The 25,381-nt window shown below is 57.5% G+C and carries 23 protein-coding genes; 18 read left to right on the forward strand and 5 right to left on the reverse strand.

Annotated features, from left to right (window positions below):
• The first annotated feature begins 15 nt into the window (after nt 1-15).
• From murD to lpxC, 9 genes are all read left to right on the forward strand, one after another.
• On the forward strand, nt 16-1,371 hold the full coding sequence (gene murD, locus CDH48_RS08835) for a UDP-N-acetylmuramoyl-L-alanine--D-glutamate ligase (RefSeq protein ID WP_100688375.1): 1,356 nt from the start codon (nt 16-18) through the stop codon (nt 1,369-1,371).
• Nucleotides 1,371-2,567 carry a putative lipid II flippase FtsW gene (ftsW, locus tag CDH48_RS08840; protein ID WP_100688376.1) on the forward strand — a complete coding sequence of 399 codons (1,197 nt, stop codon included), beginning with the start codon at nt 1,371-1,373 and terminating at the stop codon, nt 2,565-2,567. Before murD ends, ftsW begins: the two co-directional genes overlap by 1 nt.
• Nucleotides 2,564-3,658 (forward strand): undecaprenyldiphospho-muramoylpentapeptide beta-N-acetylglucosaminyltransferase, encoded by a 1,095-nt coding sequence (murG, locus tag CDH48_RS08845; protein ID WP_100688377.1) that lies wholly within the window; start codon nt 2,564-2,566, stop codon nt 3,656-3,658. The genes ftsW and murG overlap by 4 nt, the downstream gene beginning before the upstream one ends.
• Nucleotides 3,651-5,096 (forward strand): UDP-N-acetylmuramate--L-alanine ligase, encoded by a 1,446-nt coding sequence (gene murC, locus CDH48_RS08850; RefSeq protein WP_100688378.1) that lies wholly within the window; start codon nt 3,651-3,653, stop codon nt 5,094-5,096. Before murG ends, murC begins: the two co-directional genes overlap by 8 nt.
• A 1-nt stretch (nt 5,097) precedes the next feature.
• The gene (locus tag CDH48_RS08855) at nt 5,098-6,063 is read left to right on the forward strand and encodes a D-alanine--D-alanine ligase (RefSeq protein ID WP_100688379.1); all 966 of its coding nucleotides are present in this window, start codon (nt 5,098-5,100) and stop codon (nt 6,061-6,063) included.
• Nucleotides 6,056-6,895, forward strand: a complete 840-nt coding sequence (locus CDH48_RS08860; RefSeq protein WP_100688380.1) for a cell division protein FtsQ/DivIB — start codon at nt 6,056-6,058, stop codon at nt 6,893-6,895. The genes CDH48_RS08855 and CDH48_RS08860 overlap by 8 nt, the downstream gene beginning before the upstream one ends.
• A gap of 36 nt (nt 6,896-6,931) precedes the next feature.
• The gene (gene ftsA, locus CDH48_RS08865) at nt 6,932-8,167 is read left to right on the forward strand and encodes a cell division protein FtsA (RefSeq protein WP_100688381.1); all 1,236 of its coding nucleotides are present in this window, start codon (nt 6,932-6,934) and stop codon (nt 8,165-8,167) included.
• Between the two features lie 96 nt (nt 8,168-8,263).
• A complete protein-coding gene (ftsZ, locus tag CDH48_RS08875; protein ID WP_100688382.1) occupies nt 8,264-9,421 on the forward strand; it encodes a cell division protein FtsZ in 1,158 nt (385 codons plus the stop codon).
• Between the two features lie 209 nt (nt 9,422-9,630).
• Nucleotides 9,631-10,548: a UDP-3-O-acyl-N-acetylglucosamine deacetylase gene (lpxC, locus tag CDH48_RS08880; protein ID WP_100688383.1), complete on the forward strand. Its 918-nt coding sequence runs from the start codon at nt 9,631-9,633 to the stop codon at nt 10,546-10,548.
• A gap of 11 nt (nt 10,549-10,559) precedes the next feature.
• Here the strand turns inward: lpxC and CDH48_RS08885 are convergent, their stop codons facing one another.
• Nucleotides 10,560-11,006, reverse strand: coding sequence for a DciA family protein (locus CDH48_RS08885; RefSeq protein WP_100688384.1), 447 nt, complete (start codon nt 11,004-11,006; stop codon nt 10,560-10,562).
• Between the two features lie 212 nt (nt 11,007-11,218).
• Here CDH48_RS08885 and CDH48_RS08890 point away from each other — a divergent pair, with 212 nt between their 5' ends.
• The 6 genes from CDH48_RS08890 (at nt 11,219) to ribA (ending at nt 18,726) form a co-directional block, all read left to right on the forward strand.
• A complete protein-coding gene (locus tag CDH48_RS08890; RefSeq protein WP_100688385.1) occupies nt 11,219-12,172 on the forward strand; it encodes a M23 family metallopeptidase in 954 nt (317 codons plus the stop codon).
• Nucleotides 12,173-12,350: 178 nt separating this feature from the next.
• Entirely contained in the window at nt 12,351-15,086 is a 2,736-nt protein-coding gene (gene secA, locus CDH48_RS08895) for a preprotein translocase subunit SecA (protein ID WP_100688386.1), read from the forward strand.
• 117 nt (nt 15,087-15,203) lie between these two features.
• On the forward strand, nt 15,204-16,421 hold the full coding sequence (gene argJ / locus CDH48_RS08900; RefSeq protein WP_100688387.1) for a bifunctional glutamate N-acetyltransferase/amino-acid acetyltransferase ArgJ: 1,218 nt from the start codon (nt 15,204-15,206) through the stop codon (nt 16,419-16,421).
• A 23-nt stretch (nt 16,422-16,444) separates the two neighbouring features.
• The gene (locus tag CDH48_RS08905) at nt 16,445-17,407 is read left to right on the forward strand and encodes a Nudix family hydrolase (protein ID WP_227521021.1); all 963 of its coding nucleotides are present in this window, start codon (nt 16,445-16,447) and stop codon (nt 17,405-17,407) included.
• A gap of 119 nt (nt 17,408-17,526) precedes the next feature.
• On the forward strand, nt 17,527-18,009 hold the full coding sequence (gene moaC / locus CDH48_RS08910; protein WP_100688389.1) for a cyclic pyranopterin monophosphate synthase MoaC: 483 nt from the start codon (nt 17,527-17,529) through the stop codon (nt 18,007-18,009).
• A gap of 102 nt (nt 18,010-18,111) precedes the next feature.
• A complete protein-coding gene (gene ribA, locus CDH48_RS08915) occupies nt 18,112-18,726 on the forward strand; it encodes a GTP cyclohydrolase II (protein WP_100688390.1) in 615 nt (204 codons plus the stop codon).
• 74 nt (nt 18,727-18,800) lie between these two features.
• On the opposite strand, the gene dxs is transcribed toward ribA, so the two are convergent.
• From dxs to CDH48_RS08935, 4 genes are all read right to left on the reverse strand, one after another.
• Complete coding sequence (gene dxs / locus CDH48_RS08920; protein WP_100688391.1) at nt 18,801-20,732, reverse strand: 1-deoxy-D-xylulose-5-phosphate synthase; 1,932 nt, start codon at nt 20,730-20,732, stop codon at nt 18,801-18,803.
• A gap of 117 nt (nt 20,733-20,849) precedes the next feature.
• Nucleotides 20,850-21,746, reverse strand: a complete 897-nt coding sequence (gene ispA / locus CDH48_RS08925; RefSeq protein WP_100688392.1) for a (2E,6E)-farnesyl diphosphate synthase — start codon at nt 21,744-21,746, stop codon at nt 20,850-20,852.
• Entirely contained in the window at nt 21,746-22,000 is a 255-nt protein-coding gene (locus CDH48_RS08930) for an exodeoxyribonuclease VII small subunit (protein WP_100688393.1), read from the reverse strand. Before CDH48_RS08930 ends, ispA begins: the two co-directional genes overlap by 1 nt.
• Nucleotides 22,001-22,054: 54 nt before the next feature.
• Nucleotides 22,055-22,828, reverse strand: coding sequence for an NRDE family protein (locus tag CDH48_RS08935; RefSeq protein ID WP_100688394.1), 774 nt, complete (start codon nt 22,826-22,828; stop codon nt 22,055-22,057).
• Between the two features lie 99 nt (nt 22,829-22,927).
• Between CDH48_RS08935 and CDH48_RS08940 the strand changes: the two genes are divergently transcribed.
• The 3 genes from CDH48_RS08940 to CDH48_RS08950 are packed head-to-tail and all read left to right on the forward strand — an operon-like array spanning nt 22,928 to nt 25,360.
• The gene (locus CDH48_RS08940; RefSeq protein WP_100688395.1) at nt 22,928-23,725 is read left to right on the forward strand and encodes a sulfite exporter TauE/SafE family protein; all 798 of its coding nucleotides are present in this window, start codon (nt 22,928-22,930) and stop codon (nt 23,723-23,725) included.
• Nucleotides 23,726-23,735: 10 nt separating this feature from the next.
• On the forward strand, nt 23,736-24,524 hold the full coding sequence (gene lgt, locus CDH48_RS08945; RefSeq protein ID WP_100688396.1) for a prolipoprotein diacylglyceryl transferase: 789 nt from the start codon (nt 23,736-23,738) through the stop codon (nt 24,522-24,524).
• Nucleotides 24,521-25,360 (forward strand): thymidylate synthase, encoded by an 840-nt coding sequence (locus tag CDH48_RS08950; RefSeq protein ID WP_100688397.1) that lies wholly within the window; start codon nt 24,521-24,523, stop codon nt 25,358-25,360. The genes lgt and CDH48_RS08950 overlap by 4 nt, the downstream gene beginning before the upstream one ends.
• Nucleotides 25,361-25,381: the final 21 nt, after the last annotated feature.

The raw sequence follows: 25,381 nt of genomic DNA on the forward strand, positions 1-25,381 counted from the left end.
GAAACGGGACAGATTATGAGTGTCATCACGTCAGATCGCCGCACATTGGTAGTGGGGCTCGGTAAAACCGGGCTCTCCTGCGTGCGCTATCTGTCTGCACAGGGGCGGGAGATCGCGGTGGCTGATAGCCGTGAAGCACCTCCGTGCCTGGATGACCTGCGTGCCGGATGGCCGGACATCCCGGTTTACCTGGGGCCGTTCGACGGGGAACTGTTCGCCGGTTTCAACGAGCTTATTGTGAGCCCCGGTATCAGTATTGCCGAGCCGGCCATTGCCTTTGCCGCTGGCCGGGGTTCGCGTGTACGCGGCGACATTGACCTGTTTGCCGAGGCCGTCGACGCGCCTGTTGTGGCCATAACAGGCTCCAACGGCAAGACCACCGTTACGACCTTGCTGGGCGAAATGGCCCGGGAAGCCGGGCGCAAGGTCGGGGTTGGCGGAAATATCGGAACACCGGCGCTTGACTTGCTGGGCTGTGGCGCCGAGTTGTATGTGCTTGAGCTCTCCAGCTTCCAGCTGGAAACCACCGGGCAGCTGAATGCACTGGCCGCCACAGTGCTGAACGTGAGTGATGATCACCTGGATCGTTACCCGGACAAGATGGCGTATTTTCAGGCCAAGCAACGGATTTTCCGCGGCTGCCGCAATGCCATTGTGAATCTTGATGATGCCCTTAGCACGCCCATGGCGCGGGACAATCTGCGGTTTTTGTGCTTCGGGTTCAATCGCGTTAACCCGGATACCTTCAGTACCCGGGAAGATGACCAGGGCCTGTGGCTGACTTTCGGGTTCGACAACCTTCTCAACACAAGTGAGCTGAAGCTGATGGGCCGGCACAATCTCAGCAACGTGATGGCCGCACTGGCTCTGGGGCATGTTGCCGGCCTGCCAATGGACGCCATGCTGACAGCCGCCCGGAAGTTCAGTGGACTGCCCCACAGGTGCGAATTCGTGCGCCGGCTGGCAGGAGTTGACTACATCAATGATTCAAAAGGCACGAATATCGGCGCCACCGTAGCAGCCATAAACAGCCTGGCGCCCCAGGACGATGGGAAAGTGGTTCTGATTGCAGGCGGTGAGGGAAAAGGCGCGGAGTTTTCCGAGTTGGCTGTTCCGGTGGGAGAATGCTGCCGGGCCGTGGTGCTGATCGGACGTGATGCGGAACGTATCAAGGCCGCTCTGGGCTCCAGGGTTCCTGTATACCTTTCTTCAACCCTGCCGGAGGCGGTAAGAAAATCCGCAGAACTTGCGCGGGAAGGGGATCGCGTATTGTTGTCCCCTGCCTGCGCAAGCTTCGATATGTTCCGGGATTACATGGATCGCGGTGATCAGTTTCGTGGTCTGGTCCAGTCATTGGGGGAGGTGCACTGATGCAGGCCGGGCTGTCAATGTCATCCGCAAAAGCACAGTGGCTGGGGGAGCTGCAGCCGTTACCGGCGCTGGTGATCAGTGCGGTCGCTCTGCTGATCCTCGGGATTGTGATGATTTCTTCCGCCTCTATGGATATAGCCGCCGAGACCATGGGCAACAGTTATCACTATGTGATTCGCCAGCTTATGTTCGCGGTTATGGGCTGCATGCTGGCGCTTGTTTCGGTAAACGTGCCTGTGGCCTGGTGGGAGAAAAGTGGCTGGCTGTTACTGGGTATCGGCCTGCTTGTGCTCGCCCTGGTTCTGACCCCGCTGGGCCGAACCGTGAATGGCTCAACCCGCTGGATTCCGTTTGGCCTGTTTAACGTGCAGGTGTCGGAGGTTGCGAAGCTCTGCCTCATTGCCTATCTGGCCGGTTACGTTGTGCGGCGGCGGGATGAGTTACTGAATACCTGGCCGGGGTTTCTGAAACCTCTTGCGGTACTCGGTGTGGCCTCTGCGCTGCTGGTTATTCAGCCGGACTTCGGGGCTACTGTGGTTCTGGTCACTGCCGCTGCAGGCATGATTTTCCTGAGCGGTGTCCGCCTTAGCCGGTTTGTACCGCTAATTGCCGTTCTGACCGCTCTGGGGGTTGTTCTGGTGCTGACCCAGCCATATCGGCTCAAGCGCGTCGTGAGCTACCTGGACCCCTGGAAAGACCAGTTTGACACTGGTTACCAACTCACGCAGTCGTTGATTGCTTTTGGGCGCGGTGAATGGACGGGTGTGGGCCTGGGGAATTCCATACAGAAGCTGTTCTTTCTGCCCGAAGCACACACCGACTTTATATTCGCGATTATCGCTGAAGAGTTCGGGTTGCTGGGTGCCTTGCTGGTGCTGGGGCTGTTCACGGTGCTGGTTGTGAGCGGTTTTGTGATCGCCCGGCGCGCGGAAAAGGCCCGGATGCCGTTTGCCGCCTGTTTTGCCTACGGCATTACGCTGCTGATTGGCCTGCAGGCGGGCATCAATATGGCAGTGAGTACCGGCCTGCTGCCCACCAAGGGCCTGACGTTGCCGCTGGTGAGCTATGGCGGTTCCAGCCTGATGATTAGCTGTGTTTGTATCGGCATTCTGGCGAGAGTTGAGATGGAAAGGCTGGACAAGGAAAAACAGGCCGCCGAAAAACCGGCCACCCGTAAGCGCGGAGGGGCACTATGACTGCACCGCGTCGGTTCCTGATGATGGCCGGAGGTACCGGAGGCCATGTGTTTCCGGCACTGGCCACTGCCCGTGCGCTTGAAGCCAGGGGGCACCAGGTGCACTGGCTGGGAGCCAGGGGTGGCATGGAGGAACGATTGATCGGCGATTCCGGCATCCCCCTGTCGCTGATTCATATCACCGGGCTCAGAGGCAAAGGCAAGCTGGCCCTGATCGCGGCACCTTTTCGGCTGATGCGTGCCTTGGGTGAAGCCTTCACCATTATGCGTCGCATCCGCCCCGACTGCGTGGTGGGTATGGGTGGATTCGTGACCGGGCCAGGTGGCCTGGCTGCCTGGCTTACACGAACGCCTCTGGTGATTCATGAACAGAACGCTATCGCCGGTATGACTAACCGCCTTCTGGTGCGCTTTTCGAACACCGTACTGGAAGCTTTTCCGGGGAGTTTTGGTGCCGGTGTGATTACCCGGTGCACGGGCAACCCAGTGCGCGAAGACCTGGTGCGCCTGCCTGAGCCGGAACAGAGAATGGCCGGGCAAGACAGGCAGGATTCTGCGCTGCGTTTGCTTGTGGTGGGTGGCAGCCTGGGTGCTCAGGTGTTCAATCAGCAGGTGCCGGAGGCCATAGCCATGCTGCCGCAAGCAGAGCGACCGCAGGTTCGTCACCAATGTGGCGAAAAGCATGTTGACGCGGCGCGGGCCTGTTATGAAGAGCACGGAGTCGAGGCTGATGTTGAGCCGTTTATCAAAGATATGGCAGAAGCCTACAACTGGGCCGATATCGTGTTGTGCCGCGCCGGCGCATTGACGATCTCGGAGCTTTGCGCGGCGGGTATCGGTGCCATTCTGGTGCCTTTTCCCCATGCAGTAGATGACCATCAAACGAAAAACGGCCAGCAAATGGTGAATGCCAGGGCGGCGGTGCTGATACCACAGGCGCGGTTTACGCCAGCCGCCCTGGTTGAAATTCTGGGGGATCTCACCAGGGATCGGACCCGGGTCATGAATATGGCGAAAGCCGCTCGCACGCTGGCTCGCCCCGATGCAACGGAGAGAGTCGTGAATTATTGTCTGGAGGCCGCCAATGGCTGATACAACCAATCCGCCACTGGTTTTTCAGGTGCCGGAAATGCGCCGGATTCGCCATATCCACTTTGTGGGCGTCGGTGGCGCCGGTATGAGTGGTATAGCGGAAGTGCTGAAAAACCAGGGCTATGACGTATCCGGCTCGGACATCAGGGAAGGCGTGGTGACAGATCGTCTCAAGGCCCTGGGTATTGAGGTCCAGATTGGCCACCGGGAAGAAAACAGTGCGAAAGCCGATGTGGTCGTGGTGTCTTCTGCGGTTGCGCCCGACAACCCCGAGGTGACAGCTGCTCGCAGCCGGCGTGTGCCTATTGTGCCGCGAGCCGAGATGCTGGCCGAAATCATGCGCTACCGTCACGGTATTGCGGTAGCAGGCACCCACGGGAAAACCACCACCACCAGCCTGCTGGCATCGGTACTCGGCGAAGCCGGGCTTGATCCGACTTTCGTGATTGGCGGCAAGCTTAACAGTGCCGGCACGAACGCCAAGCTGGGCGGTTCCCGCTATCTGGTGGCTGAAGCGGATGAGAGTGATGCGTCTTTCCTGCATCTGACACCGGTGATCTCGATAGTGACCAACATCGAAGCCGATCATATGGATACCTATGGCGGCGACGTTGAAAAGCTCAAGCAGACGTTTGTGGATTTCCTCCACAACCTTCCGTTTTACGGCGTTGCAGTGATGTGCGTGGACGACGCCTACGTGCGGGAGATCATCCCGCGTATCTCCCGCGCGATCATTACCTATGGCATCAATAATCCGGATGCAGATTATCGGGCAGAAAATATCGTAACGGATGGCCTGAGAACGCATTTTCTTGTCAAGCGTCCCGGCGGGCGCAGTGACCTGAAGGTAGAGCTGAAAATGCCCGGGCGCCATAACGTGCTCAACGCGCTTGCCGTGATTGCGGTTGCCACCGATGAAGGCGTTGCAGACGAAGCCATTTGCCGCGGTCTGTCTGCCTTTGCCGGTGTCGGGCGCCGCTTTCAGGTCAATGGGGAATACAAAACTGCCAAGGGCGAAACGGTTACCCTGGTGGACGATTATGGGCACCACCCCACTGAGGTCGAGGCGGTGATTCGCGCGGCTCACGATGCCTGGCCGGGGCGTCGCCTGGTGATGCTGTATCAGCCCCACAGATTCACACGAACCCGAGACCTGTATGAGGATTTTGTCCGGGTTCTTTCGGAAGTTGACGGGCTTTTGTTGATGGACGTCTACTCCGCGGGCGAACCCGCGATTCCGGGGGCCGACGGCCGTGCCTTGTGTCGCAGCATAAGACAGCGCGGCAAGGTAGAGCCGGTGTTCGTAGAGGACAACCGCGAGATCGAGAGTTTACTGAACAGCGTGCTACAGGACGGAGACCTCCTGATTACGCAGGGTGCAGGCGATATAAGCGGTGTGGCGAATCGATTGGCAGCAGGAGTACTTGCAGGTGAGTGATATGCAGCATCCGGAAATACCGGCGTATCAGGCTGAGCCAGAGATGGTTCGGGCGCTGGGGCGTGTGGCTGTGTTTATGGGAGGAGATTCGGCTGAACGCGAGGTGTCTCTCAAAAGTGGCAAGGCGGTTCTTGCGGCCCTGGTATCTGCAGGAGTGGATGCGTTCGCCCTGGATGTTCAGGGCTGCCTGTTAAAAACAGTAGAAAACCCGGAGTTTGACCGCGTTTTCATCGCCCTGCATGGTCGTGGCGGGGAGGACGGAACGCTTCAGGCAATCCTTTCCCAGGCGGGTATCCCTTATACAGGCAGCGAAGTTCTGGCTTCGGCTCTGGCAATGGACAAGCTGCGCACAAAGTACGTGTTCGCTGGCTGTGGTTTGCCCACACCGAAGTTCAGAGTCATGTCTGCCGCAGAGGAGGCTGGCCGGATTGTTCAGGAACTGCGCCCGCCACTGAGCGTCAAGCCGTCCCGGGAAGGTTCCAGCATCGGAATCCGCAAGGTGACGACGGCTGCGGAACTGGCTGAAGCCTACGAGGCCGCCGCCGCGCTGGACAACCTGGTACTGGTGGAGGAGTGGATTGAAGGGCCCGAGTTTACGGTCAGCCTGCTGCAAGACAGCGCGCTACCGGCCATTGGGCTGAGCACGGATCATGTGTTCTACGACTACGACGCCAAGTACCTGGCGGACGATACCCGCTACCAAATTCCCTGCGGGCTGGCGCCTCAGGATGAAGTGAAGCTGCAGAATCTTGCACTGGAGGCATTTCGGGTTGTGGGCTGCCGCACCTGGGGCCGGGTAGACATCATGCAGGATCAGGACGGTGAGTTCTGGCTGCTGGAAGTGAATACGGTGCCGGGCATGACAGACCATAGCCTGGTCCCAATGTCGGCGCGGGCTGCCGGTATCAGCTTTGAGGAACTGGTTGTGCGGATTCTTCTCGACACGCTGGAGGGCGCAGATGCTTGAGACGCTGCTGATCCGGAGCCGGGCGGTTCCGTCCGACCCTCCCCGGCGCCGGGGGGCAACGTCCCTCGGTCCGGAAAGGGACCGGTTTGGCGTGTTGAAGGCGGTACTGTCTACGGTTCCCTGGCTGCAGGCCGGCCTGGGTGTCGTGATTTTGCTGGTGGCGGGGCTGGTGCCATGGGCTACCGGGAAAGTGCTGGGCGCCATGGATCAACAAATTCTGGCAATAGACGTAAACGGGGATTTCATTGGCGACAGCCGTGTTGCTATTGAACGCCAGGCTGGAAAATGGATCGGCAAAAGTTATTTCTCGACGGATCTTTCGGAAATCAAGGCCGATCTGGAGCGACGCCCCTGGGTTGAGACGGTGGCAGTGCGGCGCGTATGGCCGGATCGGCTGGAGCTTAATGTCCGTGAGAAAAAGCCCCTGGCTTACTGGACGGACGGGCGCCTGGTCAGCCGCAAAGGCGAGCTGTTCATGCCGCCCAATCCGGAAGTTGCCGGGCGCTTGCCGCAACTCGCGGGCCCGGACGAGCGGGTGCGTGACGTGATCAACATGGCCCGGACCATGAGCGATAAACTGGCGGGGCATGGCCTGGGATTCTCCGGATTATCACTGGAACGGCGGGGGGCCTGGACCCTCAGGCTCGCAAACGGGATTGAAGTGGTGCTTGGCCGGGACCAGGTTGCCAAGCGCTTTGAGCGGTTTATCACAGTGTATGAAAACCGGCTGATATCACGGTCGGACGAAGTTAGCCGGGTAGATGCCCGCTACACCAACGGTGTGGCGGTTCAATGGAAAGCGGCACAGGCTGCTTCCGGCCCGAAAACATAGAACAGTCAATTTCAGACCCAGGGTTTGGTGGAACACATGTCATCGGTTGAAACGGAAAACATGATTGTCGGCCTCGATATCGGAACCTCAAAGGTGGTTGCGATCGTCGGCAAACGCAAACTGGACGGAACCATCGAGGTGGTGGGCGTTGGCTCCCATCCGTCCCGGGGACTGAAGCGGGGCGTTGTAGTCAACATTGAAACCACGGTTCAGGCCATCCAGCGCGCGGTTGAGGAAGCCGAGTTGATGGCAGGTTGTCGCATTCACTCTGTGTATGCGGGAATCGCCGGTAGTCATATCAAGAGCCTTAACTCGCACGGCATTGTCGCCATTCGTGACCGGGAAGTGACCCAGGCTGATATCGACCGGGTTATCGATGCGGCACAGGCGGTTGCCATTCCTGCGGATCAGAAAATCCTGCACATTCTGCCGCAGGAGTTTGTGATCGATAACCAGGAGGGCATCAAGGAGCCCATGGGGATGTCCGGTGTTCGCCTCGAGGCCAAGGTGCATCTGGTGACCTGTGCCGTCAACGCAGCCCAGAACATTGAGAAATGCATTCGTCGCTGTGGCCTGGAAGCCGACGACATCATTCTGGAACAGCTGGCGTCCAGCCATGCCATCCTCACTGATGATGAAAAGGAACTGGGTGTCTGCATTGTGGATATGGGTGGCGGTACTACGGATATCGCCGTGTTTACAGGCGGCGCTATCCGCCATACCTCGGTCATTCCCATCGCCGGCGATCAGGTAACCAATGACATCGCCATGGCCCTGCGAACGCCCACCCAGAATGCGGAAGAAATCAAAATCAAGTACGCCTGCGCTTTGACGCAGCTGGCGGGCGCTGATGAAACCATAAAGGTACCCAGCGTAGGTGATCGCGCCGCCCGTGATCTTTCACGCCAGGCCCTGGCGGAAGTGGTCGAGCCCCGTTACGAAGAGCTTTTTACGCTGGTGCAGTCAGAGCTTCGGCGTTCAGGTTTTGAAGACCTGATACCCGCAGGCATCGTGATTACAGGCGGCTCCTCCACCATGGAAGGCGTGGTGGAGCTGGCTGAAGAGATCTTCCATATGCCGGTAAGGCTTGCTTGTCCGCAAGCGGTCTCCGGTATGACGGAAGTGGTCAACAACCCCATCTACGCCACAGGTGTCGGGTTGCTGATTCATGGTTTCCGGCAGATGGATCTTGGCCGGGCACCGGTGCTCAAGGGTGAAGATGCACCCTCGCTGTTGGAGCGCATGAAGGCCTGGTTTACCGGTCATTTCTGACGGTTCCGGGCAGGCAGTAAACGAAGGTATCTCGAAAATACAATCTCGAACAAACAGCCTGGAACAAGGCTGAAAACAGCACGAAGGAGAAGGGGAATGTTTGAACTTGTCGATAATGTCCAACAAAACGCAGTCATCAAGGTAGTCGGTGTTGGCGGCGGCGGCGGTAACGCCGTGCGTCACATGCTGAACAGCGATGTCGAAGGTGTCGAGTTCATCTGTGCCAATACAGATGCCCAGGCACTGACTGATATGGATGCACGCCAGATTATCCAGCTCGGTGGCAACATCACCAAGGGCCTGGGTGCGGGTGCGAACCCTGAAATCGGTCGCCAGTCTGCACTGGAGGATCGCGACCGCATTGCCGAGGCCATCAGTGGCGCGGATATGGTGTTTATTACCGCCGGAATGGGCGGTGGGACCGGCACTGGTGCCGCTCCAGTGGTTGCCGAGGTGGCCCGGGAAATGGGTATTCTGACCGTTGCGGTGGTCACCAAGCCGTTCAACTTTGAAGGCGGCAAGCGAATGAGCCTGGCGGAAGCGGGGCTCAAGGAGCTGGAGGAAACCGTTGACTCGCTGATTACCATCCCGAACGAGAAGCTGCTTGCCGTTCTTGGCAAGAAAACCAGCCTGCTGGATGCTTTCGCCGCGGCAAACGATGTGCTGCTGGGTGCTGTCCAGGGTATCGCCGACCTGATTACCCGTAATGGTATGATCAACGTCGATTTTGCGGATGTGAAAACCGTCATGTCGGAAATGGGTATGGCGATGATGGGTACTGCGCGTGCTACCGGTGAAAACCGTGCACGGGAAGCGGCCGAAGCGGCCATCCGTAGCCCACTGCTGGAAGATGTCAATCTGCAGGGTGCCAAGGGCATTCTGGTCAACATCACCGCTGGCATGGATCTGAACCTGGGCGAATTCTCCGAAGTTGGCGATATTGTTCGTGAGTTCGCGTCTGACTCAGCCACGGTTGTTGTGGGTACCGTCATTGATCCGGAAATGACCGATGAGCTCAAGGTGACGGTTGTTGCCACAGGCCTTGGTGGAGATCGTGAAAAGCCGACCAAAGTGGTGGATAACACCCGCACACTGGATGGCACAACCGATTACAATCAGCTGGATCGTCCTGCAATCCTGCGTCGCCGTGCGGTATCAGGCGGGAATGTGGCGATTGACCAGAGCAAGGCAAACGAAGAGCAGGGAGTGGACTATCTCGATATTCCCGCATTCCTTCGCCGGCAGGCTGACTGATAGTGTGGCGCAAAATATATCCGGTTTGAGGTCGTATTCATACGCCCGGCGGACCTCTTCGGATAACGGAGCGCTGACTTCCGGCGATCGGTATTGCATGAAATTCAGGCAATATTGATGAGTGTAAATGGTAGTCAGTGGCGTTTTTTGATATTCTTCGCCCAGCTTTTTGCCTGGAATATCGCCATTTTTTACGGAATAACGAACCGATGATCAGACAACGGACACTCAAAAACACGATCCGTGCTACTGGTGTCGGGCTTCACTCGGGGGAAAAGGTTTACCTTACCCTGAAGCCCGCCCCGGTAGATTCGGGAATCATTTTCCGGCGCACCGATCTCGACCCGGTGGTCGAAATTCTGGCTTGCGCTGAAAATGTGGGTGAGACCATGCTGTCCACGACGCTGGTAAAAGACGGTGTCCGTGTGGCGACCATTGAGCATTTGCTTTCAGCCATGGCTGGTCTCGGTATTGATAACTGCTATGTGGAGCTGAGCGCTGCGGAAGTGCCTATCATGGACGGTTCTGCCGGCCCCTTCGTCTTTCTGCTGCAGTCTGCCGGCATTGCCGAGCAGGAGGCGGCCAAACGGTTCATTCGCATCAAGCGCGAAGTGACCGTTGAAGAAGGCGACAAGAAGGCGACCTTCCTGCCGTTTGAAGGCTTCAAGGTGAGCTTTGGCATAGACTTTGATCACCCTGTGTTCAAAGGCCGCGCCCAGACGGCGACCGTGGATTTTTCGAGCACCTCTTTCGTGAAGGAAGTCAGCCGCGCACGGACCTTCGGGTTCATGCGAGACATCGAAAAACTGCGGGCGATGAATCTGGCGCTGGGTGGCAGCGTGGATAACGCCATAGTGGTAGACGACTACAAGATCCTGAACGAGGATGGTCTTCGTTATGAGGATGAGTTCGTCAAACACAAAGTACTGGATGCTATCGGGGATCTGTACCTGTTGGGCAACAGCCTGATTGGCGAGTTCCGTGGCATCAAATCCGGTCACGATCTGAATAATAAGCTGCTGCGCAAGCTCCTGGCAGAAGAGGACGCATGGGAAGTGGTTACCTTTGATAACGAAGAAACCGCGCCTATCTCCTATATGAAGCCGGTGCTGGCAGTTCCGGCTTAAGGCGGGAGGCCTTAATCCCGGGCGTGGCTTGCGAGTTTTTCGAGAACCTCGCGTAATTTTTGATCCTTCGTGTGCCTGGCTTCCTCTTTGAGGAGCCGGGCATTTTCTTTACTCAGCGCCAGCTTTTTAGCCGGTGGTTTTTCGCTAAACCTCGGTGGCACCACTTTTACCTTGAGCTTCCATACAAACCGGAACAGCTCGTTCTCCCGCAAAGCTTCCATAATCTCATGTTGACGGAACCGGATCTGGCTGGCTTTTCCTGCGCTATCGGTAGACAGGGTAAGTTCACCCTCAATGCAGCTAACGAAGCGGGTACCTGTTGCCAGCGCCGGTGGTAAGGAGGCTAAAACTTCCTTTTCTGCACTGCGATGGGTGTTGGCTTTGGCCATCAGCTCGCGCAGAACCGGTGTTGAGCCAGGGTTGTCGAAGGTTATTTTTTGCTCATTTTTTCGTTTCATAGAGTGTTTTATTCTCGACGACCGGGATAACGATTGGTTACACTTCGGCACGCTTTGTGCGTAGTGCCAGCGCCACTCTTGTTTTACCCTGATGTAAAAGAGTATGTCTACCGGGCGCTACGATTTTTCGGTACGTAGTTGTTGCTAAGGATGGCAGACCCACTCGGAACATTCCGGGCTGCAACACTACAGGATAAGGTTGCGGTTCATTGATGAAACCAGATGACACTATGAATATCATTCTTGTTGGCAAGAGTCACGGCAAGTCCCGCGTGCTGGCGCTGAACGGCAAGACTGTTTTAGCCTTCACGCTGGTTGTTGCCGCACTGGTTGTCGCCGCAGGTTATGCTGGTTACAGTGCTGCAGTGATTCAGGCAGAAGCCGGCCAGCCTTCCGACTCAGAACTTGTCGCTATGTGGCAGGCCAGGCTTGATAGCCAGAAAGCTGAACTGGCCGGAGTGCAGCAGAATGTCCAGGACCAGGTAGATGCCCTGACGCTCCGTTTGGGCGAGATACAGGGCCGGTTACTGCGCCTTGACGCGCTGGGTCAGCGCTTTGTGGAATCCGGGCTGGTTGCCAGTGACGAATTCGATTTCAATCAGCCAGCTGCCGTGGGTGGCCCGGAAGAATCGCTTCCGACCGATTCCTTCTCGGCGCCGGATCTGACCCGGATGATTGACGAGCTTGAACGCAAGATGCAGGATCGTGAACAACAGCTGCGCTTGCTGGATCAGGTTTCCTCCCGTCAGAAACTTGAAGATGAACTCTATCTGGAAGGTCGCCCGATTACCTGGGGCTGGTTATCTTCACGCTACGGTTACCGCTCCGATCCGTTTACCGGGAAGCGTACCTGGCATGCAGGCGTTGACCTTGCGGGCAAGGAAGGCAGTGATATTATTTCTGTTGCCGGTGGTGTGGTAACCTACGCTTCCGAGCGTTTCGGATACGGCAATCTGGTTGAGGTTGATCACGGTGATGGCCTGGTTACCCGCTATGCACACTGCAAGACCATCAAGGTAGAAGTGGGGGATGTTGTCCAGAAGGGGCAGGTTCTGGCACTGATGGGAAGCACCGGTCGTTCTACCGGCCCTCATGTTCATTTTGAGGTGATTCGCAACGGTAAAACCGAAAACCCGGAAACCTACATCAAGAGAGCCAGCCGTTAAACGCACGGCTTTTGCCTGGTGCCTGTCAGCCCCCGCCAGCCTCAGCAGGTTCCAAAGTTCCCGGTATTTGGCACAGGATAGCCACAGAACGTCGGCTATGTGCGCCCTGCCTTTTGTACTCCCGCAAAATAAGGTTAGAATGCCGGCTTCCTCCGTTTAATCACAGAAGCAGTGGTCTATGTTCTCAAAGTTTGCAACCAAGATGTTCGGCAGTAAAAATGCCAGAGAAATCAAGAGAATGCGCAAGATCGCCTTGCGTGTTAACGAGCTTGAAGAGCAGTTTGGCAATCTGGCGGACACCGAGTTGCAGGGCAAAACGGCTGAGTTCCGTCGCCGTCTTGATGAAGGTGAGAGTTTGGATGCACTGTTGCCGGAAGCCTTTGCAACGGTTCGCGAGGCCAGCCGCCGTGTTATGGGTATGCGTCATTACGATGTGCAGCTTATTGGTGGCATAACCCTGCATGAAGGCCGGATTGCGGAGATGAAGACCGGTGAAGGTAAAACCCTGGTTGCGACCGCTGCGGTTTATCTTAATGCCCTGCCTGGTAAAGGCGTGCACGTAGTAACTGTAAACGATTATCTGGCACGCCGTGATGCGGAATGGATGGGCAAGCTCTATCGTTTTCTGGGGTTACAGGTGGGTGTGGTTGTTGCTGGCCAGTCGCCAGAAGAAAAGCGGGCTGCGTACCAGGCCGATATTACCTACGGCACCAACAACGAATTCGGCTTTGATTACCTCCGCGACAACATGGCATTCAGCACCGAAGACAAGGTGCAGCGTGGCCTTCACTACGCCATAGTGGACGAAGTTGACTCCATTCTGATCGACGAAGCCCGCACCCCCCTGATCATTTCCGGCGCCGCTGAAGACAGTTCCAAAGCCTACCTGGCCATTAATGAGCTGATACCCAGCCTGGAGAAAGGCGAGGTCAATGAGGAGGGCGAGTCCTCCGGCGATTTCACCATTGATGAAAAGACGCGCCAGGTTGAACTGACCGAAGCGGGCCACGAACGGGTTGAAGAACTGTTGCTAAGCCGCCAGCTGCTTGAAGAGGGCGAAAGTCTCTACTCCGCAGCCAACCTCAGTCTGCTGCACCATGTTCATTCAGCGCTTCGCGCTCACCACCTCTTTCAGAAGGATGTGGATTACATCGTTCAGGGCGGTCAGGTTGTTATTGTTGACGAGCACACAGGCCGTACCATGCCGGGCCGGCGTTGGAGCGAGGGCCTGCATCAGGCAATAGAAGCCAAAGAAGGCCTGAAGATCCAGGCCGAAAGCCAGACTCTGGCTTCAACCACGTTCCAGAATTATTTCCGCCTTTACGACAAACTTGCCGGCATGACCGGTACGGCGGATACAGAAGCTTTCGAGTTTCGCCAGATTTACGGCCTGGATGTGGTGGTCATACCCCCCAACAAACCGATCCAGCGCATTGACTACAACGATCTCGTTTACCTGACGCAGGAAGAGAAATTCCACGCCATTATTGATGAAATCAAGGATGTGACAGGCGAAGGGCGGCCCATTCTGGTGGGTACGGCTTCCATCGAAGCCTCGGAATTGCTTTCCATGCTGCTGAAAAAAGCCCGCATCGAGCACAAGATTCTGAACGCCAAGCAGCACGAATCGGAAGCCCAGATTATTGCCCAGGCCGGTCGCCCCGGTGCGGTCACCATCGCCACCAATATGGCTGGCCGGGGTACGGATATCGTACTGGGTGGTAACTGGGAGCACGAAGCTGCTGCCCTGGACAACCCCACAGAGGAAGAAATCGCGCGCCTGAAGGCAGAGTGGACAGAACGCCACAATCAGGTTCTGGAAGCCGGCGGCCTGCATATTGTGGGTACTGAGCGCCATGAGTCCCGACGTATAGACAACCAGTTGCGCGGTCGTGCGGGCCGTCAGGGGGATCCGGGCTCTTCCCGTTTCTTCCTGTCTCTGGAAGATAACCTGATGCGTATCTTCGCGCCGGATCGGGTCAAGAGCCTGATGCAGGCCATGGGGATGAAGAAAGGTGAAGCCATTGAACACCGGATGGTCACCAACGCCATTGAAAAGTCCCAGCGCAAGGTCGAAGGGCGTAACTTCGACATGCGTAAAACACTGCTTGAGTACGACGACGTAGCCAACGATCAGCGTACGGTTATCTACGATCAGCGTAACGAAGTGATGTCTTCCGATGATATCTCCGAGATGGTCGATACCATTCGTGCAGACGTTGTTGATGCGCTGATCAGCGAGCATATTCCGCCCCAGAGCATGCCGGAGCAGTGGGATGTGGCTGGTCTGGAATCGCAGCTGCAGTCTGAGATGGCCATCGATCTGCCGGTTCAGACCTGGCTGGAAGAGGACAAGAAGCTTTACGAAGAGAACTTGCGCCAGAAAATTCTGGACGAAATCGTGGCCGCGTACCGGGCTAAGGAAGAAATTGCCGGCTCCGAGTCCATGCGCAAATTTGAGAAGCAGGTGTTCCTGCAGGTACTCGATACCCTCTGGAAAGAGCACCTCTCCAACATGGATCACCTGCGCCGTGGTATCCATCTGCGTGGCTATGCCCAGAAGAACCCCAAGCAGGAATACAAGCGTGAAGCGTTTAACCTGTTTGAGACCATGCTGGAAACCATGAAGCGTGATGTCACCAGAGTACTTTGTCACGTTCGGGTCCAGAGCCGGGAAGAGATGGACGAAATTGAGCGCCGGCGCAAGGAAGAACTGGAACAGGAACTTGCCAGGGCACGCCTGCGTCATGACGAAACCAGTGCAACAGCACAGAGCGAAGGCGAGCGAAAAAATGAGGGTCAGGCGGCTGTGCCCGAAACCTTTGTGCGCCAGGAGCGCAAGGTGGGCCGTAACGAGCCCTGCCCATGCGGATCCGGCAAAAAGTACAAGCAGTGCTGCGGTAAGGTGAGCTGATCCGCACCCGCACTGACAGTTAGTTAAGTACGGAACCCGCAATCGACCAGTTGACTGGCAGACTGCGGGTTTTTCGTTTACAGGCATATTTGTTTCAGAATCAGAAGGAGTGGCAGGATGGCGGTCGGACCAGGAACCTTACCCGAATTTTTCCCGGTAGCGGGTGTCAGGCTGGGTGTTGCCAGCGCCGGAATAAAAAAGCCCGGTCGCAGGGATCTGGTAGTGTTTGAGCTGGCACCGGGTAGCCGGGTTGCCGGCCTGTTTACCCGCAACCGGTTTTGCGCGGCGCCGGTTACCCTGAGCCGCCAGCATCTGGCGGAGAAAGCGCCGCGCTATCTTCTGATTAACACAGGCAATGCCAATGCCGGCACCGGCCGGCGCGGCATGGAGGATGCGATAGCCTGCTGTGAGGCTTTAGCAAAGCAGGCCGGTGTCAGTACCGCTGAAGTGCTGCCGTTTTCCACCGGTGTGATTGGTGAGCCTTTGCCGGTTCAGAAAATTGTGAACGCCTTGCCAGATGCCCTGGCCAACACGGCAGACAATCACTGGGCAGAAGCGGCGAGCGGCATCATGACCACAGATACACGGCCCAAGGGCGCGTCAAGGCAGATTGACCTGGGCGGCCACACAATCGCCATTTCCGGCATCAGCAAGGGGGCCGGAATGATTCGCCCCAACATGGCCACCATGCTGGGCTTTATTGCCACCGATGCCCGTATTGCGCCCGATGCATTGCAGGTCCTGGCATCGGAGCTGGGGGAGCAATCCTTCAACCGGATTACCATTGATGGCGATACCTCCACCAACGACGCCTGCATGCTCATTGCCAGCGGCCAGTATAGCGGGCCGGAGATTACCCTCGACAGCCCGCATCTGCCGCCGCTTCAGGAGGCATTAAAAGAAATCTATATGGATCTTGCGCATGCCATAGTGCGCGACGGTGAAGGTGCAACCAAGTTTGTCACCATTCGGGTGACGGGCGCCAGGACCCGGCAGGAGGCTCTGGATGTGGCTTACACTGTGGCGCATTCGCCTTTGGTAAAAACCGCCCTGTTTGCATCAGACCCCAACTGGGGGCGTATTCTGGCGGCGGTTGGCCGCGCCGGTATTGAGGATCTGGACGTTAATGTTCTGGAAATCCACCTCGGAGACGTATGTCTCGTGCGGGACGGTGGCCGTGCTGAGGATTATTCCGAGGAGCGGGGGCAAGCGGTCATGGACCAGGAAGAAATAACCATCGCCATTGATCTCAAACGGGGTGAGGTGAGTGAAACGGTCTGGACCTGCGATTTCTCCCACGACTATGTCAGCATCAACGCAGACTATCGCAGCTGAGAATGACCGCAGTGGAGTCGGATATGCGGGAGATCCATGTCGCCGTCGGGGTAATCATTCGCGATGGGCGCGTACTTATTGCCCGCCGCCCGGAACATGCCCATCAGGGTGGTTTGCTGGAGTTTCCGGGCGGCAAAGTTGAACCGGAGGAAACGGTGCAGGCTGCCCTGGCCCGTGAAATTGCCGAAGAGACCGGCCTGGAAATACCGCTGGGTAGCCTGCGTCCTGTGATTGGTATCCGCCATGACTATGGCGACAAGCGGGTGTTTCTCGATGTCTGGAAAACCGACCAGGCGCAGGGTGAAGCCCTTGGCCGTGAAGGGCAGCCCGTCCACTGGGTGAGCCCTGACAGCCTGCGGGATGAGGATTTCCCGGCGGCTAACCGGCCAATTATCCGGGCGCTGCAACTGCCCTCGTTATTGGCGATAACCGGCCATGTTGGCTCCGGTGCCAGGGGCCTCCAGCAAATGCAAGGCGCCATTGCCGGCTTGTCGAAAACCCGGGGCTCCGGTTTGGTTGTGCTGCGTGCGCCTGACAGGAGTGCAGGCGACTATGCCACCCTTGCAGAATCCGCATTGGATGCCTGCGAGTCAGCCGGTTTCGGTCTTGTTGTCCATGGCTCACCCACAACGTTTGATGACAGTCCCGACGCCGCCGGGTTGCACCTGCCCTGGCGTGAAGCCCGCAGGCTTGAGGCGAGGCCGGTGCCGGATGGAGTCTGGCTTGGAGTTTCATGCCACGATGCCGGTGAAATCGAACATGCCGCATGTATTGGGGCGGATTACGTGACGCTGGGCCCGGTAAAGCCGACAGCCACGCACCCCGGGAGGGCGGCGCTGGGATGGGCGGAATTCCGTGAGCTGGTTTCTGGTGCGCGGGTACCGGTTTTCGGGCTGGGCGGGCTGGCGCCGGCTGATCTTGCGGAAGCGCAGGAGGCAGGCGGCCAGGGCGTTGCCGGCATTCGCTACTGGTGGCCCGGCGGCTGATTACGAGCCTCCGCCGGAGGGCCAAATTTGTTATGATTATAACCAGAGCCTGATGCAGCCCATTGTTCATTTCGCCATTGACTTCAACCAGGTCCAGAATCGGAACCCCAGGAGATACCGTGAGCAAACTGACCCACTTAGACGACAAGGGTGAAGCCCGCATGGTGGATGTTACGGAAAAAGCCGTAACCGAACGTGAGGCCCGTGCCGAAGCCACGATATATATGGCGAGCGAAACCCTGAGAATGATCATCGACGGGGAGCATCCGAAAGGCGACGTGCTGGCAGTCGCCCGTATTGCCGGCATCATGGCGGCAAAAAGAACCCATGACCTGATTCCACTGTGTCATGCACTGAACCTCACCTCCGTGAAGGTGGAGCTGACACCCGGCGCTGATGGTGCGTCGGTGCATATTTTGACCCGTTGCAAACTGGCGGGCCAGACGGGGGTCGAAATGGAAGCCTTGACTGCTGCCAGCATTGCGGCGCTTACCCTCTACGATATGTGCAAGGCGGTTGATAAGGGAATGGAAATAGGTGCGGTGAGACTGCTGGAGAAAAAAGGCGGGCGCAGCGGCCACTGGGTTGCCAACGCTCAATGAAGTCTGATCTGTAAGGCGTTATGGTTCTTAGCCCGGCATTACGCCTGTCATCGGCCCATGGTAGAATGCGCCCCCCGATTTACTGAACCACGAGGAAAGACTGTGGCTGTTCGTTACATCCAGACCTGCCGGTTGCCGACCCCGTTCGGGGTGTTCGATTTGCATGGCTTTGAAGAACCGGACACAGGGAAGGAGCATATAGCTTTGACTCTGGGAGCGCTGGAGAGTGAGGAACCCATGCTGGCCCGTACGCACTCGGAGTGCCTTACCGGTGACGCCCTTTACAGCATGCGTTGCGACTGCGGCTATCAGCTTGAGGAAGCCTTGCGCAGTATCGCCCGTGAAGGCCGTGGGATCCTTATGTATCTGCGGCAGGAAGGCCGGGGTATCGGTCTGCTCAACAAGATCCGCGCCTACCACCTGCAGGATCAGGGCGCTGATACGGTTGAAGCCAACGAGCGCCTCGGGTTTGCAGCGGATCTGCGCGACTACAGCATGTGCAAGGATATGCTGGAGCATCTGGGCATCAAAAGCCTGCGCCTGATGACCAACAACCCACGCAAGGTGAAGGCTCTGGCTTCCTATGGCATTGATGTTACGGAGCGAGTACCCCTGCATGTGGGGCGTAACCCGCACAACGAGCATTATCTGAATACCAAGCAGAGCAAACTCGGGCACTGGCTGGAAACCCACCAGGACGACGACCCGCAGCCATAGCTGGTTAAACAATGCCAAAAGCCCGCCTGAGCGGGCTTTTGGCATTAAAGCAGGGCATGGATTGCCCCGCCGGCTTATTTCACTACTTTAAGCCGTTGGTGCTGCAGGCGCTCCATGCGGGCATTGATGGCCGAGAATATGCCGCCTGCATCCAGCCCACAGGCTTGCAGCAGTTCTCCGTGCTTACCGTGGTCTATGAAGGTATCCGGTAATCCGAGCTGCAGTACCGGCATGGAGGCTTCCTGCCGGTTGAGAAATTCCGTAACAGCACTACCCGCGCCGCCGGCAATCGCATTCTCTTCCAGCGTCACCAGCAACTCGTGCTGCTCCGCCAGGGCCAGAATCAGGGCCTCATCCAGCGGTTTTACAAAGCGCATGTCTGCAACGGTTGCCCCCAGTTTTTCTGCAGCGTCCAGTGCCGGGGCAAGCAGGGTACCAAAATTGAGAATGGCAATACGCCTGCCTTCACGAACGATACGCCCCTTGCCTATTTCAAGAGCGGTAAGTTCTTTTCGGATCGTCGCTCCTGGCCCGGTGCCGCGTGGGTAACGCACAGCAGCGGGACCGTTAAACAGCATGCCGGTATGCAGCAGCTGACGGGTTTCATTTTCGTCTGACGGTGTCATCACGATCATGTTCGGGATGCACCGCAGGTAGCTGATATCAAAAGCACCGGCATGAGTCGGGCCGTCTTCACCCACCAGGCCGGCACGGTCGATGGCAAAGAGTACATCCAGATTCTGGATAGCGACATCGTGTATGAGCTGATCATAAGCCCGTTGTAAAAACGTGGAGTAAATGGCAACCACTGGCTTTGCGCCATCACAGGCCATGCCTGCCGCAAGTGTAACCGCGTGCTGTTCGGCAATCGCAACGTCAAAATAACGCTCCGGAAAGCGTCGAGAGAACGCCAGCAGGTCTGAGCCTTCGCACATGGCAGGGGTAATGCCGTTTACCCGTTCATCCAGCTCGGCAGCATCACACAGCCACTGGCCAAACACGTTGGCGTACTTGGGCTTGTCAGGAGCGGGCTTCACCGGCTCTGGTTTGCTGGGTGGCACAGGCTCGATCTTGTTGATGGCGTGGTAACCGATGGGGTCGGCTTCCGCCGGGGCAAAGCCCTTACCCTTGGTGGTTACCACGTGGAGAAACTGTGGTCCCTCCAGCTCACGGATATTTTCCAGGGTTTCAACCAGTAAGGGCAGGTCGTGCCCGTCTATGGGGCCAATGTAGTTGAAGCCAAGTTCCTCGAACAGGGTTCCCGGCGCAATCATGCCCTTGAAGTGTTCTTCGGTTTTCTTCGCCAGAGCCATCAGGTGCGGCGCACCCTGCAGGACCTTCTTGCTGCTGTCGCGCACCTGGTTGTAGGTGCGGCTTGAAAGCAGCTTGGCGAAATAGTTGGACAGACCACCAACATTGTGGGAAATCGACATGTCGTTGTCGTTCAGGATCACCAGCATGTCGGCGTGCAGGTGGCCAGCATGGTTCAGCGCCTCGAAGGCCATGCCTGCGGTCATGGCACCATCGCCGATAACGGCAATGCTCTTGCGCCCCGTTTTCTGCTGGCGGGCAGCCACGGCCATGCCCAGGGCGGCACTGATGGACGTGCTGGAGTGACCTACACCAAAGGTGTCGTATTCGCTCTCCGCCCGCTTCGGGAAGCCTGCCAGGCCATCCTTGCGCCGGATGCTGCCCATCTGTTCGCGGCGGCCTGTTAGGATTTTGTGGGGGTAGGCCTGGTGGCCCACATCCCATACCAGACGGTCTTCGGGTGTGTTGAATACGTAATGCAGGGCCACGGTCAGTTCCAGTACACCCAGCCCGGCGCCAAAATGTCCGCCTGTCTGGCCAACAGACCATAGCAGGAATGCCCTGAGCTCACGGGCAAACTGAACGAGCTGGTCCGATGGCAGCTCCCTCAATTGTGCGGGTACGTCAACCCGGTCCAGTAACGGAGTGTTGGGCCGCTGTGACGGGATTTCCTTGAAAATATAAGTATCCTGCATCTGCTCGGGTCTTTTCCGGAGTGTTCGGTAACTTCCTGGCATTATAGGGGAACAGGGCCACCTGTTTCACACATGTCCGGGCATTTGTTACGAAATTGTACTGAGCCCCCGCAAGGGTCAATAGGTTCTGGCTACCACATAGTCGGCCATGGCTCTGAGAGGATCGGCTTCCGGCCCGAAATCCTGCAGGCTCTCAAGCGCGCTTTCAAGCAGGGCGGAAAGATGCTCCCGTGCGCCTTCCAATCCCAGCAGCGCGGGATAGGTTGGCTTGGCCCGGGCGACATCAGAGCCCTGTGGTTTGCCGATGGTTTCGGTGTCGCCTTCAATATCAAGGAGGTCATCCTGTACCTGAAAGGCCAGCCCGAGGGCTTTGGCATAACCGGCCAGTGCCTGCAGTGAGCGGTCACTGACGCCGGGCGCGGTCAGGGCTCCGATGCGAACACTGGCTTCAATCAGGGCGCCGGTTTTATGCCGGTGCATGGTTTCCAGCTGGGCAAGATCGAGGCTCTTGCCCACGGACTCCAGATCAATCGCCTGGCCACCCACCATGCCACTGTGCCCGCTTGCTCGGGCCAGCTCCTGAATCATGGCAAGACGCGCCCCTGTTGCAATGCCCGGAGCCTCTGCCAGCCATTCGAAGGCCAGGGCCTGCAAGGCATCGCCGGCGAGGATGGCGGTGGCTTCATCAAAGGCAATGTGGGCTGTGGGGCGGCCCCGGCGCAGTTCGTCGTTATCCATTGCGGGCAAGTCGTCATGCACAAGCGAGTAAGCGTGGATCAGCTCCACCGCACAGGCTGGCACCAGTGCCGCATCCATGCCCTGGCCGAGGGCGTTTGCGGCGGCCAGGCTCAGGGCCGGGCGAATACGCTTGCCACCACCCAGAACACTGTAGCGCATGGCCTCCTGCAGCCGCTCGGAGGTAGACCCGGAGGCAATGCGGCGATCCAGCTCTGCATCCACGCGGCTGCGACAGGTTTCCAGGTATTCCATGAAAGACGGTTTTCCATTGTGCATCAGTCGGCGTCATCCGGAGAAAACGAATGGGTTTCCAGAGTGCCATCGTCGTTCTGTACCAGTTGCTCAACCCGCTGTTCGGCGCTTTTCAGGGCCTGCTGGCAGGCGCGAGTGAGCTTTACACCACGTTCGAAGGCAGCCAGGGATTGCTCCAGGGACATCTCGCCCTGCTCCAGATTGCGAACCAGGGTTTCCAGCTCATCAAGGGATTTTTCAAAATCAGCAATGGATGTTGCGTCTTGTTGACTGGCCATCGGCGGCCCTCCGATCGGGTGAACGAATTTGCGGATTATATCAGAGGCTGAGCGCTATCGCTGCCAGTGGAATTCCCGGTACTCATCCGGGCGGCCTTCGGGTGCCCAGCTTTGTTCGGTAACGTATATTTCACCCGAATCAGAGACACTGACAATGGTTGTTGCGCGGGTGCCATAGTCCGTACCGGTTATAAATGGCGACGATAAAAAACGCTCCGTATCGCGATTCACGCCGGTATCTGGCAGCAGGTGGTCCGGCGCCGGCGTAGTATCCTGCAACAGCCGGGTAAGGTCATGGTGCAAGGCTTCGGCGCTGTTCCGTGCCGCTTTCACGGTATGATCGACGGCTTCTCTGAGGCGCACGAGTTTGGGCCAGGGGGTTTGCAGCAGGTGATTGCTCAGGCCATAGGTTCCACGGAAAATACTGCGGCCCGGATGGGCGTCGCGGTTGCTGAAATACCAACCGGACGTCTCGCTGAGGCGCACAAGGTTGAATCCTGCATAACGGGCAGTCGTGTTTGCAAGGTTTTCCCGCAACTGTGCTTCCGGCTCGCCCAGAGCCCTGAGGGGCAGCTCACCACGGCTGGCATGGCCGGCCTCGGGTGAACCTTCGCGAACATTGGTTACTGCGGTTACCCGGCCTTCGGGAGAAACCGCCAGCCAGGTGCCTCGGGATCGCAGATCCCTGCCGGAGAGCACCCGCTGGCCGGTTTCCGTTGTCCACCAGTCCAGTGGTGCAGTAGGGCGGCGAAAAAACTCGTCCCGGTTGGCGGCCACCACCAGGGGGAACCGGGCGCTCTGGCCAAGAGAGAATGCGATCAGGCACATGCGGGGTTTATCTCCCGGGTTAATGGTTTATTGCTGGGTGATGAACGTGCTGCTGGTGTGTATCATACCAGCCTTATTTTGCCGGATCTGTGAGTGACTATGTCCCTGTTGTCGGTATTTTCCATCTATCTGTTGCTTGGAGCCTTCGCGGGCACACTTGCGGGCCTGTTTGGTATTGGCGGTGGCCTCATTATTGTGCCGGTACTGATTTTCAGTTTCGGGTTACAGGGCTTCAGCCCCGAAATCGCAGCCCATATGGCTGTGGGCACCTCGCTGGCCACCATTGTTTTTACCTCCATGAGTTCGATTCGCACTCACCACATCCACGGAGCCATTCGCTGGGATGTATTTCGGCCCATGGCCCTTGGTATTGTGGTTGGTGCCGTAACAGGAGCCTGGACAGCGGCCTTATTGAGCGGCGCCGCCCTGGAACTGATTATCGGGCTGTTTGTCATTCTGGTGGGCATTAAAATGCTGTTTGATGTAAATCCCTCGCCGGGCCGGGACATTCCCGGCAAGCCGGGCCTTGGTGCGGCAGGTGCGGGTATTGGCTGGGCTTCCGCCATATTCGGTATAGGGGGAGGCACCCTGACCGTGCCTTATCTGAGCTGGTGCAACGTTCGCATGCAGCAGGCGGTGGGTACCTCAGCGGCATGCGGGTTGCCCATTGCGGTAGCCGGTGCGCTTGGCAACGCCTGGACGGGTTGGCAGGAGCCGGTACTGCCTGAATACAGCCTTGGCTTTATCTATGTGCCGGCCCTAATTGGAATCATTCTCACCAGTGTGATGTTCGCGCGCGTTGGAGCCAACCTGGCACACCGGCTTAATGCCAAAGTGCTGAAGCGTGTGTTTGCCATCCTGCTCTTGCTGGTTGGCCTTCGTTTTCTTTTGAGCTGAGAGGTTATTGATGCTTCAGCATCCACAGATAGACCCGGTTGCCATTGCTATCGGGCCACTCAAGATTCACTGGTACGGGCTTACCTACCTTGTCGGGTTTCTTGCCGGTTGGTGGCTGGGCAGGTTGCGTTCACGAAAACCCTGGTCTCCGGTTACCGAAGAACAAATGGGCGACCTGCTGTTTTACCTTGCGCTTGGCGTCATTCTGGGCGGGCGCTTTGGCTACGTGATCTTCTACAATTTCGATACTTTTCTGGCGGATCCGCTGTGGCTGGTGCGGGTTTGGGAAGGTGGTATGTCATTCCACGGTGGATTACTGGGTGTCATGTTCGCCATGTGGTGGTATGGCCGCAAAATCGGAACCGGCTTCTGGCGCCTTGCCGATTTCGTTGCACCCCTGGTGCCGGTGGGCCTTGGGGCCGGGCGTATTGGTAACTTCATTAACGGTGAACTCTGGGGCAAACCTACGGATCTGCCCTGGGGCATGGTGTTCCCCCAGGCACCGGACGCGCTGGCACGCCACCCCTCCCAGCTGTACCAGTTCGCCCTCGAGGGTGTGGTGTTTTTCATTATACTCTGGTGGTTCTCAGCCAAACCGCGCCCGAGAATGGCTGTGGCCGGGCTGTTCCTTGTGTGCTACGGCGTTTTCCGTTTTCTGGTGGAGTTTGTGCGCCAGCCGGATGCCCAACTGGGCTATCTGGCGTTTGACTGGCTGACCATGGGGCAGGTACTTTCCTTCCCGATGATCCTGACCGGCGCTGCCCTGATGTTTATTGCTTACCGGAGAAACGCGGAATGAAGGCTTATCTCGATCTTATGCGGGACGTAGTGGACAACGGATTCGATAAAGGCGATCGAACCGGCGTTGGCACCCGCTCGGTTTTCGGGCGCCAGATCCGTTTTAACCTTCAGGATGGCTTCCCGCTGGTCACCACCAAAAAAGTGCATCTGCGCAGTATAATTTACGAGCTGCTCTGGTTCCTGAACGGCTCCACAGACAACAACTGGCTGAAAGAGCGGAAGGTTTCCATCTGGAACGAATGGGCGCTGGAAAACGGCGACCTCGGACCGATTTACGGTAAACAATGGCGAAGCTGGGAGTGCCCGGATGGCCGGGTAGTGGACCAGATCAGCGAAGTGATTGAGCAGATTCGCAACAAACCAAACTCCCGTCGCCTGATTGTCTCCGCCTGGAACCCGGCAGAACTTCCGGATGAGTCGATCAGTCCGCAGGAAAACGTAGAGAAAGGCCTTATGGCGTTGGCTCCCTGTCATTGCCTGTTCCAGTTCTATGTGATTGACGGCAAGCTCTCCTGCCAACTTTACCAACGCAGCGCCGACCTGTTTCTGGGAGTGCCGTTCAATATCGCATCTTATGCGCTGCTGACTCACATGATCGCTCAGCAATGTGATCTGGATGTTGGCGAGTTCGTTCATACCTTTGGCGACTGTCACCTGTATCAAAATCACCTCACCGATGACATCGTTTTCGAGCAGCTAAAGCGCGAGCCCAAAGTCTTGCCGAACCTGGTTATCAAGCGTAAGCCAGACTCCATTTTCGATTATGAACTGGAAGACTTCGAATTCGAAGGCTACGACCCATACCCCGGAATCAAAGCGCCCATAGCAATCTAAATCAGTCAGGCTCCACCCAAA

Source organism: Marinobacter aromaticivorans, from assembly GCF_002806975.1.
Classification (GTDB): domain Bacteria; phylum Pseudomonadota; class Gammaproteobacteria; order Pseudomonadales; family Oleiphilaceae; genus Marinobacter; species Marinobacter aromaticivorans.

Coding starts and splice junctions, on each gene's coding strand:
- murD (WP_100688375.1), top strand. CDS start 16: ATGAGTGTCATCACGTCAGATCGCCGCACATTGGTAGTGGGGCTCGGT.
- ftsW (WP_100688376.1), top strand. CDS start 1,371: ATGCAGGCCGGGCTGTCAATGTCATCCGCAAAAGCACAGTGGCTGGGG.
- murG (WP_100688377.1), top strand. CDS start 2,564: ATGACTGCACCGCGTCGGTTCCTGATGATGGCCGGAGGTACCGGAGGC.
- murC (WP_100688378.1), top strand. CDS start 3,651: ATGGCTGATACAACCAATCCGCCACTGGTTTTTCAGGTGCCGGAAATG.
- CDH48_RS08855 (WP_100688379.1), top strand. CDS start 5,098: ATGCAGCATCCGGAAATACCGGCGTATCAGGCTGAGCCAGAGATGGTT.
- CDH48_RS08860 (WP_100688380.1), top strand. CDS start 6,056: ATGCTTGAGACGCTGCTGATCCGGAGCCGGGCGGTTCCGTCCGACCCT.
- ftsA (WP_100688381.1), top strand. CDS start 6,932: ATGTCATCGGTTGAAACGGAAAACATGATTGTCGGCCTCGATATCGGA.
- ftsZ (WP_100688382.1), top strand. CDS start 8,264: ATGTTTGAACTTGTCGATAATGTCCAACAAAACGCAGTCATCAAGGTA.
- lpxC (WP_100688383.1), top strand. CDS start 9,631: ATGATCAGACAACGGACACTCAAAAACACGATCCGTGCTACTGGTGTC.
- CDH48_RS08885 (WP_100688384.1), bottom strand. CDS start 11,006: ATGAAACGAAAAAATGAGCAAAAAATAACCTTCGACAACCCTGGCTCA.
- CDH48_RS08890 (WP_100688385.1), top strand. CDS start 11,219: ATGAAACCAGATGACACTATGAATATCATTCTTGTTGGCAAGAGTCAC.
- secA (WP_100688386.1), top strand. CDS start 12,351: ATGTTCTCAAAGTTTGCAACCAAGATGTTCGGCAGTAAAAATGCCAGA.
- argJ (WP_100688387.1), top strand. CDS start 15,204: ATGGCGGTCGGACCAGGAACCTTACCCGAATTTTTCCCGGTAGCGGGT.
- CDH48_RS08905 (WP_227521021.1), top strand. CDS start 16,445: ATGCGGGAGATCCATGTCGCCGTCGGGGTAATCATTCGCGATGGGCGC.
- dxs (WP_100688391.1), bottom strand. CDS start 20,732: ATGCAGGATACTTATATTTTCAAGGAAATCCCGTCACAGCGGCCCAAC.
- ispA (WP_100688392.1), bottom strand. CDS start 21,746: ATGCACAATGGAAAACCGTCTTTCATGGAATACCTGGAAACCTGTCGC.
- CDH48_RS08930 (WP_100688393.1), bottom strand. CDS start 22,000: ATGGCCAGTCAACAAGACGCAACATCCATTGCTGATTTTGAAAAATCC.
- CDH48_RS08935 (WP_100688394.1), bottom strand. CDS start 22,828: ATGTGCCTGATCGCATTCTCTCTTGGCCAGAGCGCCCGGTTCCCCCTG.
- CDH48_RS08940 (WP_100688395.1), top strand. CDS start 22,928: ATGTCCCTGTTGTCGGTATTTTCCATCTATCTGTTGCTTGGAGCCTTC.
- lgt (WP_100688396.1), top strand. CDS start 23,736: ATGCTTCAGCATCCACAGATAGACCCGGTTGCCATTGCTATCGGGCCA.
- CDH48_RS08950 (WP_100688397.1), top strand. CDS start 24,521: ATGAAGGCTTATCTCGATCTTATGCGGGACGTAGTGGACAACGGATTC.